The organism is Pseudomonas sp. MS646 (assembly GCF_036693845.1).
GTDB lineage: Bacteria > Pseudomonadota > Gammaproteobacteria > Pseudomonadales > Pseudomonadaceae > Aquipseudomonas > Aquipseudomonas chlororaphis_E.
Window position 1 is genome coordinate 4,452,016 of record NZ_CP144763.1, and the last position, 11,455, is coordinate 4,463,470.

The following is an 11,455-nucleotide window of genomic DNA, read 5'->3' on the forward strand; positions in this document are numbered from 1 at the left end:
AAGATTTGCCCCACCCTGCCGCAGGGGACTATTGAGGAGCTCGCATGACCAAACAAAACGCCTTTACCCGGGAAGATCTGCTGCGCTGCAGTCGCGGTGAGCTGTTCGGCCCAGGTAACGCGCAACTGCCCGCCCCGAACATGCTGATGGTGGATCGCATCACCCATATCAGCGAAGAGGGTGGCAAGTACGGCAAAGGTGAATTGGTCGCCGAGCTGGATATCACTCCGGACCTGTGGTTCTTCGCCTGCCATTTCGAAGGCGATCCGGTGATGCCGGGCTGCCTGGGCCTCGATGCCATGTGGCAACTGGTCGGTTTCTTCCTCGGCTGGCAGGGTCTGCCGGGCCGTGGTCGCGCCCTGGGTTCGGGCGAAGTGAAGTTCTTTGGTCAGGTCCTGCCGACCGCGAAGAAAATCACCTATAACATTCATATCAAACGCGTCCTCAAGGGCAAGCTGAACATGGCCATTGCCGATGGTTCGGTGGCCGTGGACGGGCGCGAGATCTACACCGCCGAAGGCCTCCGGGTTGGCGTTTTCACCTCCACTGACAACTTCTAAGGGTTATCCGCATGCGCCGCGTCGTTATCACTGGTCTGGGCATCGTTTCGTGCCTGGGCAATGACAAAGAGACCGTCACCGCTAACCTGCGTGCAAGTCGCCCTGGCATCCGGTTCAACCCGGAATACGCCGAAATGGGTCTGCGTAGCCAGGTTTCCGGCTCCATTGACCTCAATCTCGAAGAACTGATCGATCGCAAGATCTACCGTTTCGTCGGCCACGCGGCGGCCTACGCCTACCTGGCCATGAAGGACGCCATCGCTGACTCCGGACTGACCGACGAGCAGGTTTCCAACGTGCGTACCGGCCTGATCGCCGGCTCCGGCGGTGCATCGACCCTGAACCAGATGGAAGCGCTGGACATCCTGCGCGAAAAAGGCGTCAAGCGCGTGGGCCCGTACCGCGTCACCCGCACCATGGGCAGCACCGTTTCGGCGTGCCTGGCCACCCCGTTCAAGATCAAGGGCCTGAACTACTCGATCTCCTCGGCCTGCGCCACCAGTGCCCACTGCATCGGCACCGCCATGGAGCAGATCCAGATGGGCAAGCAGGACATCGTGTTCGCCGGCGGCGGTGAAGAAGAACATTGGAGCCAGTCGTTCCTGTTCGACGCCATGGGCGCCCTGTCCAGCCAGTACAACGACACGCCGGACAAAGCCTCCCGCGCCTACGACGCCAAGCGTGACGGTTTCGTCATCGCCGGCGGTGGCGGCATGGTGGTGGTCGAGGAGCTGGAACACGCCCTGGCCCGTGGCGCGAAGATCTACGCCGAAATCGTGGGCTACGGCGCCACGTCCGACGGCTACGACATGGTCGCGCCAAGCGGTGAAGGCGCCATCCGCTGCATGCAGATGGCCATGTCCACCGTAGACACGCCAATCGACTACCTGAACACCCACGGCACCTCGACCCCGGTCGGCGACGTCGCGGAAATGAAAGGTGTGCGCGAAGTGTTCGGCGACAAGGCCCCGGCCATCAGCTCCACCAAGAGCCTGTCGGGTCACTCCCTGGGCGCCGCTGGCGTTCACGAAGCGATCTACTGCCTGCTGATGATGGAAGGCAAATTCATGGCCGGCTCGGCCAACATCGACGAACTGGATCCGGAAGTGGCCGACATGCCAATCCTGACCAAGACGCGCGAAGACGCCACCATCGACACCGTGATGAGCAACAGCTTCGGCTTCGGCGGCACCAACGCCACCCTGGTCCTCAAGCGCTGGCAGGGCAAGTAAGCCCCACTGCTACGTCACACAGAAAAACGCCCCGACTGGTTCGGGGCGTTTTTTTATGCCGGCTGAACGCAGCGCAGTCCCGCTGTGGGAAGGGTGCATTCACAGCGATTCCCTGTGGGAGCGGGCTTGCTCGCGAAAGCGGTGCATCAGCTACAGACAGGCTGGCTGACACTCCGCCTTCGCGAGCAAGCCCGCTCCCACACTCCAATAGATGAATGGGTATCAGCGCACCACGAACCGCTGCTGCGTCAACAAGCGATCCCCTTGGAACACCATGAACCGCCACTCCCCCGGCACCACCTCATGGCTTTCGGTGAACTCATAGGCCATGACATCCTGTGGCGCACCAGGCACCAGCTTCTGCACGACTTCGAATTTGTCGTGACGCACGCCATCGGGGGTGCGGATCCCCGGAGTGAAGTACAGGAGCGTCAATGGCTGGTCATCCGCGACCTTGCCCGCCAACTGGTAACGCATGCCGAACTTGGTGCCCAGCTTGGCCGGTACGCTCTCGGTCTGGCGGATCTGCTCGTTGCTGCGACGCAGGACCCGCTCCCCCGATTGCAGTTCGGCCTTGGGCCCTTCGAACACGCCGTATTCCACCGGGCCTTCGACACGGACTTCGGCCTGCGCCAGGCCGCAGGTCAACAACAGCGCGACCAGTGCGCTTGAACGGGTGAGGTGCATAGTGCGCTCCTTGATTGAGATGAGCGCGAGGGTATGACGCCGTGGTGACAGGCTGATGACAAAAAGTCATTCTCCATTGCTACAACGCTTGCTCATTTGGGGACGGAGCGCGGCAACACCGCCAGGAAATTATCCCGCGCCACCTTCCTGGCCACGTCTTCCGGCAAGGCATCCAGGAACGGGTCGAAACTGCGCAGCTCCTTGCCCACCTTGTTGAAACGGCCCACCACGTCCGACCCCACCATGAACCGCTCTGGAAAACGCTCTACCAGCTCCACCCAGGCCTGACGGGGCTTGCCTGTCTCGTCCAGCAGATACGGCGTGAGCAGGCTCCAGGACAGGTCGATGTACAGGTTCGGGTAGGATTCCAGCAGCCGGGTCAGGGTCGGCAGGAGAAAATCCAACTGCTTCTGGTGTCGATGGATTTCCTTGCTGGTGCCGGCGTGGGCCCAGATGAAGCGCGTGTGCGGGTGATTGCGCAGCGGCTCTTCGATTTCGGCCAGGTAAAGCGGATTTTTCTCACGCTTGGAGGTGATGTTCGAATGCAGCATCACCGGCAGGTCGTTCTCGGCCGCCAGATGATAGATCCGTGTCATGGCCTCGTTGTTGGCGCGCGGCGTGTCGCCCGAGGTCAATGCCGTGAGGTCGTCATGGCGGGTGAACACTTCGCCGATGCCCTGCCACAGCCCCGGGTACAGGTCGAGCATGCGTTGGATGTGGGCGTCGGAATTCTTGTCGTTGGGGTTGAAGCCCGACAGGAACGGATGGAAATGCGGGCGTTGCTCGGCGGTCAGCTTGCTCACCGCCGCGGCCACGATCACATCGGTGGCGCTGTACCAGTAGGCGTCCGCATCGTCACCGGCGTAGTAGCGCGGGCGCTTGGGCTCGTCTTCGTGCCATTTCTTGGCCACCGGAATGCCGGAGATCATCACATGTTCGATGCGATTGTCGGCCATCGCCTGGAGCAGCTTGGGCATCCCGGCGGTTTCCTGGAAAAAATCGACATAGTGCAGGTGCGCATCGCTGTAGGCGTATTCGCGGGCCAAGACGGCGTTGCTGGACACCGCCAGCAACCCGGCAACCATCAGGCGGGACAAGGACACAGGCAGACTCCAAAGGCCATGAACAGCATAGACCCCTCTCGTCCCGCTCGGGTTCAGCCGCCTGTGCCGTGGAAGGCGATGGCGGGTTATGCTGCGAGCCTCCATTGCTCAACCTGGAAGCCCCATGACCGCCCCCCTGATCGTTCGCCCCCGCGCCGAAGATGTCGAAGGCCAGCCGATCCTGCGTCCGCTGCCGTCCGCCCAATGCCGCAGCGTCGGGCCCTTCGTGTTTTTCGACCACATGCTGCAGACCCGCTACCCGGCTGGTACAGGCATGAACATTCGCCAGCATCCCCACATCGGCCTGTCCACCCTCACCTACCTGTTCGAGGGCCAGTTACAGCACAAGGACAGCCTCGGCTCCGACCAGGTGGTGAACGCCGGGGATGTCAGCTGGATGACCGCCGGCAGCGCCATCGCCCATGTCGAACGCACTCCCGCCCCGTTGCTGGCCAGTGGTTTCAGCCTCCACGGCCTGCAAGTCTGGCTGGCTTCGCCCAAGGCCCACGAACAGGGCCCCGGGCACTACAGCCATCATCCGGCGCACAGCCTGCCGGTCAGCGACAACCTGGGTGTGCGCATCCGCATGATCGCCGGCTCGGGTTTCTGCCTGGAGTCGCCAGTGCCGGTGCTGTCACCGACGCTGTATGCCGAACTGAACCTGCAAACCGCGACGACCCTGCTGATCCCCACCGAACATGAGGAGCGGGCACTGTATGTGTTGAGCGGCGAGGCGCTGCTGGACGGCGAGCCGCTGGAGCCCCATGCGCTGGTGATCCTGCCGGCCGGGCAAACAATGACCCTGTTCGCCGACAGCGACTGCCATGCCGTGCTGTTCGGCGGCACGCCGCTGGACGGGCCGCGACGGATGAACTGGAATTTCGTCTCCAGCGACCCGGCCCGCATCGATGAAGCCCGCCGGCGCTGGGCGGCCGGGGACTGGCCGACAGTGCCAGGGGAAAACGAGCGGATCGAGTTGCCCTGAATCCCATGTTGGATGTCAGGCCCTCTTCGCGAGCAAGCCCGCTCCCACAATGATCGAGCTACCCATACCGTGTGGGTAAGCACAGATCCAATGTGGGAGCGGGCTTGCTCGCGAAGGGGCCAGCCTTGACACTAAAAACGTGCCAAGCCGGGCACAACATCAGCCCTTGAACACTTCGTCCAGCAGGTTATGCATCGACCTGAACGCGCGAGCGGCAACCTTGGCGTTGTACATCATCTTACCCGGGACGTTGGCGTGAGGGTCGGTGAACGAATGCACCGCGCCGCCGTAGCTCAGCAGTTGCCAATCCACACCGGCAGCGGTCATTTCGTCTTCGAAGGCCGGCAGTTGCTCTTTCGGCACCAACGGATCGGCCGCGCCGTGCATCACCAGGACCGCGCTCTTGATATTGTGCGCATCCGCCGGGTTAGGCGTATCCAATGAGCCATGGAACGAGACGGCGGCCTTGAGCGGTGCACCGCTGCGGGCCAGTTCCAGGGCGCAGCAGCCACCGAAGCAGAAGCCGAACGCAGCCAGCCTGGACGTGTCGACCTGCGCCTCGCCCTGGCTTTGCAGTTGCTCGAACGCCGCTTGCATGCGCTTGCGCAGCAGGGCGCGATCATTCTTGAGGGGCATCATCGCCGCCCCGGCCTCGTCGGCATTGCCCGGGCGCACCGTCTGCCCATACAGGTCGGCAATCAATACCACGTAGCCATTGGCCGCCACCGACCGGGCGATCTCTTCGGCCCCTGCCCCCACGCCCATCCAATTGGGCGCCATCAACAACCCCGGACGCGAACCCTGTTGGCTGACGTCGAAGGCCAGGCGACCTTCATAGGTTTGGCCTTCGATCTGATAGACCAGCGGACGAACCGTTACCTGACTCATGATCCACTCCTTTCTAAATGGAACACCAGAAATGAAAAAACCCGCCGAAGCGGGTTTTTCCTGCACTGCTTAAGCTGACAACTCAACCAACAGCTTGTTCAGGCGGCGCACATAGGCCGCCGGGTCCTTCAGGCTGTCGCCCGCCGCCAGGGCGGCCTGGTCGAACAGGATGTGGGAAAGGTCGCCGAAGCGCTCTTCGCTCTGTTCGTTGTCGAGCTTCTCCACAAGCGGGTGGGCCGGGTTGAATTCGAAGATCGGCTTGGAGTCCGGGACTTTCTGGCCGCTGGCTTCGAGGATCTGGCGCATCTGCAGGCCGAGGTCCTGCTCGCCGATGGCCAGGATCGCCGGGGAGTCGGTCAGGCGGTGCGAGACTCGCACTTCGCTGACGGCATCGCCCAGGGCGGTCTTGATCCGCTCGACCAGGCCCTCCTTGCTCTTGGCGACTTCCTCGGCGGCTTTCTTGTCTTCTTCCGAATCCAGGTTGCCGAGGTCCAGGTCGCCCCGCGCCACGTCCACGAAGCTCTTGCCGTCGAACTCGCTGAGGTAGCTCATCAGCCATTCGTCGATGCGGTCGGTCAGCAGCAGCACTTCGATGCCTTTCTTGCGGAAGACTTCCAGGTGCGGGCTGTTCTTGACCTGTGCATAAGTCTCGCCGGTCAGGTAGTAGATCTTGTCCTGCCCTTCCTTGGCGCGAGCCAGGTAATCGGCCAGGCCCACGATCTGCTCGCCGTCGTCACCCTGGGTCGAGGCAAAGCGCAGCAGGCCGGCGATTTTTTCCTTGTTGGCGAAGTCCTCGGCCGGGCCTTCCTTCATCACCTGGCCGAAGTTCTTCCAGAAGCTCTTGTACTGCTCCGGCTCGTTCTTCGCCAGCTTCTCCAGCATGTCCAGGACACGCTTGGTCAGCGCCGACTTCATCGAGTCGATGATCGGATCTTTCTGCAGGATTTCCCGCGAGACGTTCAGCGACAGGTCGTTGGAATCCACCACGCCCTTGATGAAGCGCAGGTACAGCGGCAGGAACGATTCGGCCTGGTCCATCACGAACACACGCTGCACGTACAGCTTCAGGCCGCGTGGCGCTTCGCGCTGGTACAGGTCGAACGGCGCGCGGGCCGGCACGTACAGCAGCGAGTTGTATTCCAACTTGCCTTCGACCTTGTTATGGCTCCAGCTCAGCGGGTTTTCGTAGTCGTGGGCGATGTGCTTGTAGAACTCCTGGTATTCCTCATCCTTCACCTCGGTGCGTGGACGGGTCCACAGGGCACTGGCGCGGTTGACGGTTTCCCACTCCACTTCAGGCTTCTCTTCGCCCTCGGCGGCGGTGACTTCCTTCGGCAGCTCGATGGGCAGCGCGATATGGTCGGAGTACTTCTTGATGATGTTGCGCAGGCGCCAGCCATCGGCGAATTCGTCTTCGCCGGACTTGAGGTGCAGCACGATGCGGGTGCCGCGATCAGCCTTGTCGACGGTGGCGACTTCGAACTCGCCCTCGCCCTTGGACGACCAGTGCACGCCTTCGCTCGCGGCGAGGCCGGCACGGCGGCTGAACACTTCCACGCGATCGGCAACGATGAACGCCGAGTAGAAACCGACGCCGAACTGGCCGATCAGGTGGGAATCCTTCTTCTGGTCGCCCGACAGGTTCTTCATGAAGTCGGCGGTGCCGGACTTGGCGATGGTGCCCAGGTGCGTGATCACCTCTTCGCGGCTCATGCCGATGCCGTTGTCTTCGAGGGTGACGGTCTTGGCGTCCTTGTCGAAGCTCACACGGATTTTCAGTTCGGCGCCACCTTCAAGCAGCTCAGGCTTGGACAGGGCTTCGAAACGTAACTTGTCGACGGCGTCAGAGGCGTTCGAGATCAGCTCGCGAAGGAAAATTTCCTTATTCGAATACAGCGAGTGAATCATCAGGTGCAGCAGTTGCTTCACCTCGGTCTGGAAGCCCAGGGTTTCCTTTTGAGTTTCCACGCTCATGGTCATCAAACTCCAAGTGGATGGTGGTGTCCGCCTCGCTGAGATTGGCGGCGGGATGTCCACAAGGTGGGGGCAACCCGGATGATTTCAAGGGCGATCGGCTTTCCCGGGCTCCTGGATCTTGAAATGCGCCCGAGCGGTGGCGATCGGTTCGGCCTCGACGTCCTGCCAGGCCGTGATCGCGACGTTGGCAACCCGGCGCCCCTGGCGCCAGACCTGGCACCGGGCGTACGTGTCGCGAAACTGGCCGGCGCGCAGGTAATCCAGGGAAAAATCGATGATCTTCGGCACGCTCGGCACGCCGGTGGCGATCAGCAGATGAACGGCCGCCGCCAGCTCCATGAAGCCGGCGATGACCCCACCATGGATCGCCGGGAGTAAAGGGTTACCAATGTTGTCCTGGTTGGCTGGCAGGCGAAACAGCAACCCGTCGCCCTCGCGCGAGCATTCGACGCCAATCAGCTGTGCGTAAGGGATCGAGGCCAGCAGCAGCGCGTAGTCGCCCTGCTCGCAGGCCTGGCGCAGGTGTTCGCGGGTGATCTCGCTCATGGCGTGCCCACCGCGACGGACGGGCTGCGCGGGGGGATGCCCCTGGCATGCTGGCCCAGGCGCATGAACGTGCCCACCACATGGGCGATGGGTTGCTCGGGATCGTCCTGGTAGGCGATTCCACGGGTGAAGATCACATCCGGCGTCACCCGATAGCATTGGGCAAAACCGTAGACGTCCTTGTGGGGTTCGGCGGCGTGCATATAGTCGATGCGCAGGTCCAGGGTCGGGCAGACCTCGAATTGCGGGAGCACGCACAGGGTCGACATGCCGCACGCGGTGTCCATCAGAGACGTCAATGCGCCACCGTGGATGATGCCGGTCAGGGGATTTCCGACGATTCGGGGGCTGAACGGCAGGATCACCGTCAAACCTTCAGGGCTGGCACTGTGCAGTTTCAAACCCAATACCTGGCAATGCCGCAGCGCCGACAAAAAACGTGTCGCACGCTCAAAAACGGGGTCTTCGGCCATGTGATTAATGCTCGGATAAGTGACGAAAGCTGATATCAGCCGTGACCGATAAAGTTCCATTGCACGGCAACGTTATATATCTGTGACAACGCTGGAACTTAATCTCCGGGGCTGTGCTCAAAAGGCCAGTAGTTATTTCCATAAGGAGAAACACCCCATGCGTAAGACTTTAGCTATTGCCTTGATGTTGGCCGCCTCCCTGGGTCTCGCTGCCTGCGATAAAAAATCCGAGGACAAAGCTCAAGATGCCAACCAACACGCTGAGCAAGCTCAGCAAGACATGAACAAAGCACAGGATAAAGTGAACGACGCCGCGAAAGAAAACGCCGAAGCTGCCAAAGATCAGGCCGAAGCGAACAAAGCCGCCGCGCAGGAACAAGCCCCCGCTACAGCGCCTAAAACCAACTGATCCGGTTTTAGCGGCAAAAGAAAACCCGCCTGGTGCGGGTTTTTCTTTGCCTGCCGTTCAGCGAACGAAACCGTTATGCCACGTCCTTGAGGACTTCCGGGGCCGGGACTTCAGTCGGCGTATAGACCATGACATCCAGTACATCGGAGTGAAACTCACGCTGATACAGCACAAACACCACGCCCGCACTCATCAACATGAATAACCAGGGGCTGACGAACCAGGCCAACATGGTCATGCCGAAATAATAAGAGCGCAGGCCGAAGTTGAACTGGTTGGCGGCCATCGAAATAACCCGCGCAGCCCGAAGGGCGAAGGCCTTGCGCTCCTGCTCCGACACATGGCGCTCGCCGATCATCGGCGCCGACCCTACCAAAACCGCCGCGAAGTTGTATTGGCGCATGCACCAGCTGAACGTGAAGAACGCATACACGAACACCAGCGCCAGGCACAGCAACTTGACTTCCGCCATGCCCTGGGACGCCTGCTGCACCATCGGCAGGTCCGCCAGCAACGACACCGCTCGGTCAGACGCCCCCAGGACAGTCAGGATGCCGGCGAGGATGATCAACGTGCTGGAGGCGAAGAAGGACGCGTTGCGCTCCAGGTTGCCGATCACGCTGGCATCGGCGATGCGGTTCTCGCGCAGCAGCATGCGGCGCATCCAGTCCTCGCGGTACAAGTGCATCACACTGGCCAGGCACGCGGTGTCGCGGGCCTTCCAGGTGGCATAGCGGGTATAGCCGGCCCAGCAGATGATGAACCAGGCGGCGGCAAGCAGATGGATCAGGTTGGCTTGGATGAATGACATTCGATTTCCTGTGTGTCCAAAAACATGACGTCTAAAGCCAGACGTATCTTGAAATGCCGACCTTGTGGGAGCGAGCTTGCTCGCGATTGCGGTCCATCAGACACATTGATGTTGGCTGATCTGGCGCTATCGCGAGCAAGCTCGCTCCCACAAGGTTGTGTGCAAGCCTTTCGAGACACTGCTTCGACGTTAGCCCACGAAAAAAGACACCGCACACAAAAAAAATGCCCCGTATCGATTGATACGGGGCATTTCGTCATTGGCGCAAGAGCCGGGTCAGGCCAGCGCTTCGCTGCGCTTGCCCAGCAGCCGGTCGCAGACCACGGCCACCGCCAGGGTCATCACCGACGGCACCAGCCAGGCCAGGCCCTGCTCGCTCAGCGGCAGGTGGGCCAGTTGGGCCGGCATCCAGTCCGCCAGCCCGGCGCCCTTGAGGGCGTCGATCAGGCCAAACAGGAACGACACCAGCATCACCGGGCCAACGATGCGCCCTTGCTCGTGCCAGAAGTCCTTGCAGAAGCTCAGCGCCACCAGCGCGATGCACGGCGGGTAAATCGCCGTGAGCACCGGGATCGAGAATGCGATCAGCTTGGTCAGGCCCAAGTTGGACACCAGCAGCGAAAACGCCGCCAGGATCACCACCAGGGTCTTGTAGGACAGTGGCAGGACGCGGCTGAAATACTCGGCACAAGCGCAGGTCAGGCCAACCGCCGTCACCAGGCATGCCAGGGAGATCAGCACCGCGAGGAAACCGCTGCCCAGGCTGCCGAACGTATGTTGCACGTAGGCATGCAGCACCGCCGCACCGTTGGTCGCCCCCGCCGCCACCTCATGGCTGCCCGAACCCAGGCGGAACAGGCTGACGTAGACCAGCGCCAGGCCCACCCCGGCGATCAACCCGGCAATGATGGCATAGCGGGTGATCAGGGCCGGGGACTCGACGCCCCGGGAACGGATCGCGTTGACGATGACGATGCCGAACACCAGCGCACCCAGGGTATCCATGGTCAGGTAGCCATTGATGAAACCTTGGGAAAACGGCGCCGCGACGTACTCGGGAGTCGCCACGCCGATGTCGCCCGCCGGCAAGGCGAACGCGGCGATGCCCAGCACGGCCAGAGCAATGATCTTCAGCGGCGCGAGAAAGCGCCCGACGGTGTCCAGCAGGCGGCCCGGGTAAAGTGAGATGAAGAACACCAGCAGGAAATACACGGCGCTGTAGAGGAACAACGCCAATGGGCTTTCGCCGGTCAGCGGCGCCAGGCCGACTTCGAACGAAACGGTGGCGGTACGCGGCGTGGCGAACAGCGGACCGACGGCCAGGTAGCACACCGCTGCCAGCAAGCCTCCGGCGATCTTGCCGATGGGGCTGCTCAAGGCATCCATCGCGCCGCCGACCTTGGCCAGGGCAACGACGGTGATGACCGGCAAGCCGACTGCCGTGATCAGAAAGCCCAGCGCCGCCATCCAGACATGAGGCCCGGACTGCAAACCGACGATAGGTGGGAAGATGATGTTGCCAGCCCCGACGAACAGGGCAAATGTCATGAAACCAAGCGCCAGGATATCCTGGCCTTTCAACACTTTCATTTAAGGAAACCACACTACTGAATCGGAATTTAGAGAGGGATTTCCCTTAGGGGTAGAGGGAAATGCTGCCGATCCGCATCAGACCGACCCGTTTAGTACGTCGCCGCCTTGTGGGCCGCGAGCGCAAAAATGGCTGCTAGCCTAACGAATTTGCCTGACAAACGCACTGTTACGGGGCGAAGTATCCGATACAC

General features: G+C 61.7%; 12 protein-coding genes. 4 read left to right on the forward strand and 8 right to left on the reverse strand.

Annotated elements, in window-relative coordinates; translation table 11 throughout:
* Window positions 1–44 precede the first annotated feature (44 nt).
* Together fabA and fabB are read left to right on the forward strand one after the other, a co-directional pair.
* Entirely contained in the window at window positions 45–560 is a 516-nt protein-coding gene (fabA, locus tag V3H56_RS19480; RefSeq protein WP_003204400.1) for a 3-hydroxyacyl-[acyl-carrier-protein] dehydratase FabA, read from the forward strand.
* An 11-nt stretch (window positions 561–571) separates the two neighbouring features.
* The gene (fabB, locus tag V3H56_RS19485; RefSeq protein WP_042732937.1) at window positions 572–1,792 is read left to right on the forward strand and encodes a beta-ketoacyl-ACP synthase I; all 1,221 of its coding nucleotides are present in this window, start codon (window positions 572–574) and stop codon (window positions 1,790–1,792) included.
* Window positions 1,793–2,014: 222 nt separating this feature from the next.
* On the opposite strand, the gene V3H56_RS19490 is transcribed toward fabB, so the two are convergent.
* Both V3H56_RS19490 and V3H56_RS19495 read right to left on the reverse strand, forming a co-directional pair.
* Window positions 2,015–2,479: a DUF3859 domain-containing protein gene (locus tag V3H56_RS19490; RefSeq protein WP_042732938.1), complete on the reverse strand. Its 465-nt coding sequence runs from the start codon at window positions 2,477–2,479 to the stop codon at window positions 2,015–2,017.
* A 92-nt stretch (window positions 2,480–2,571) separates the two neighbouring features.
* A complete protein-coding gene (locus V3H56_RS19495) occupies window positions 2,572–3,564 on the reverse strand; it encodes an amidohydrolase family protein (RefSeq protein WP_162489264.1) in 993 nt (330 codons plus the stop codon).
* A 142-nt stretch (window positions 3,565–3,706) separates the two neighbouring features.
* Between V3H56_RS19495 and V3H56_RS19500 the strand changes: the two genes are divergently transcribed.
* The gene (locus tag V3H56_RS19500; protein WP_047736453.1) at window positions 3,707–4,567 is read left to right on the forward strand and encodes a pirin family protein; all 861 of its coding nucleotides are present in this window, start codon (window positions 3,707–3,709) and stop codon (window positions 4,565–4,567) included.
* Window positions 4,568–4,726: 159 nt separating this feature from the next.
* Here the strand turns inward: V3H56_RS19500 and V3H56_RS19505 are convergent, their stop codons facing one another.
* The 4 genes from V3H56_RS19505 to V3H56_RS19520 all read right to left on the reverse strand — a co-directional run bounded on the left by V3H56_RS19505 (window position 4,727) and on the right by V3H56_RS19520 (window position 8,451).
* Window positions 4,727–5,455 (reverse strand): dienelactone hydrolase family protein, encoded by a 729-nt coding sequence (locus tag V3H56_RS19505; protein ID WP_047736454.1) that lies wholly within the window; start codon window positions 5,453–5,455, stop codon window positions 4,727–4,729.
* Window positions 5,456–5,524: 69 nt separating this feature from the next.
* Complete coding sequence (gene htpG / locus V3H56_RS19510; RefSeq protein WP_042732024.1) at window positions 5,525–7,429, reverse strand: molecular chaperone HtpG; 1,905 nt, start codon at window positions 7,427–7,429, stop codon at window positions 5,525–5,527.
* A gap of 87 nt (window positions 7,430–7,516) precedes the next feature.
* Entirely contained in the window at window positions 7,517–7,978 is a 462-nt protein-coding gene (locus V3H56_RS19515) for a PaaI family thioesterase (protein WP_042732020.1), read from the reverse strand.
* Window positions 7,975–8,451: a PaaI family thioesterase gene (locus tag V3H56_RS19520; RefSeq protein ID WP_042732019.1), complete on the reverse strand. Its 477-nt coding sequence runs from the start codon at window positions 8,449–8,451 to the stop codon at window positions 7,975–7,977. Before V3H56_RS19520 ends, V3H56_RS19515 begins: the two co-directional genes overlap by 4 nt.
* 157 nt (window positions 8,452–8,608) lie before the next feature.
* Here V3H56_RS19520 and V3H56_RS19525 point away from each other — a divergent pair, with 157 nt between their 5' ends.
* Window positions 8,609–8,860 carry a hypothetical protein gene (locus V3H56_RS19525; RefSeq protein ID WP_041024944.1) on the forward strand — a complete coding sequence of 84 codons (252 nt, stop codon included), beginning with the start codon at window positions 8,609–8,611 and terminating at the stop codon, window positions 8,858–8,860.
* Between the two features lie 73 nt (window positions 8,861–8,933).
* On the opposite strand, the gene V3H56_RS19530 is transcribed toward V3H56_RS19525, so the two are convergent.
* Together V3H56_RS19530 and brnQ are read right to left on the reverse strand one after the other, a co-directional pair.
* Window positions 8,934–9,671 (reverse strand): DUF599 family protein, encoded by a 738-nt coding sequence (locus V3H56_RS19530; protein ID WP_042732018.1) that lies wholly within the window; start codon window positions 9,669–9,671, stop codon window positions 8,934–8,936.
* Window positions 9,672–9,947: 276 nt separating this feature from the next.
* Window positions 9,948–11,261 (reverse strand): branched-chain amino acid transport system II carrier protein, encoded by a 1,314-nt coding sequence (brnQ, locus tag V3H56_RS19535; protein ID WP_047736455.1) that lies wholly within the window; start codon window positions 11,259–11,261, stop codon window positions 9,948–9,950.
* Between the last annotated feature and the right edge of the window lie 194 nt (window positions 11,262–11,455).

Coding starts and splice junctions, on each gene's coding strand:
- V3H56_RS19525 (WP_041024944.1), top strand. CDS start 8,609: ATGCGTAAGACTTTAGCTATTGCCTTGATGTTGGCCGCCTCCCTGGGT.
- fabA (WP_003204400.1), top strand. CDS start 45: ATGACCAAACAAAACGCCTTTACCCGGGAAGATCTGCTGCGCTGCAGT.
- V3H56_RS19495 (WP_162489264.1), bottom strand. CDS start 3,564: ATGGTTGCCGGGTTGCTGGCGGTGTCCAGCAACGCCGTCTTGGCCCGC.
- htpG (WP_042732024.1), bottom strand. CDS start 7,429: ATGAGCGTGGAAACTCAAAAGGAAACCCTGGGCTTCCAGACCGAGGTG.
- V3H56_RS19500 (WP_047736453.1), top strand. CDS start 3,707: ATGACCGCCCCCCTGATCGTTCGCCCCCGCGCCGAAGATGTCGAAGGC.
- V3H56_RS19520 (WP_042732019.1), bottom strand. CDS start 8,451: ATGGCCGAAGACCCCGTTTTTGAGCGTGCGACACGTTTTTTGTCGGCG.
- V3H56_RS19530 (WP_042732018.1), bottom strand. CDS start 9,671: ATGTCATTCATCCAAGCCAACCTGATCCATCTGCTTGCCGCCGCCTGG.
- V3H56_RS19505 (WP_047736454.1), bottom strand. CDS start 5,455: ATGAGTCAGGTAACGGTTCGTCCGCTGGTCTATCAGATCGAAGGCCAA.
- fabB (WP_042732937.1), top strand. CDS start 572: ATGCGCCGCGTCGTTATCACTGGTCTGGGCATCGTTTCGTGCCTGGGC.
- V3H56_RS19515 (WP_042732020.1), bottom strand. CDS start 7,978: ATGAGCGAGATCACCCGCGAACACCTGCGCCAGGCCTGCGAGCAGGGC.
- brnQ (WP_047736455.1), bottom strand. CDS start 11,261: ATGAAAGTGTTGAAAGGCCAGGATATCCTGGCGCTTGGTTTCATGACA.
- V3H56_RS19490 (WP_042732938.1), bottom strand. CDS start 2,479: ATGCACCTCACCCGTTCAAGCGCACTGGTCGCGCTGTTGTTGACCTGC.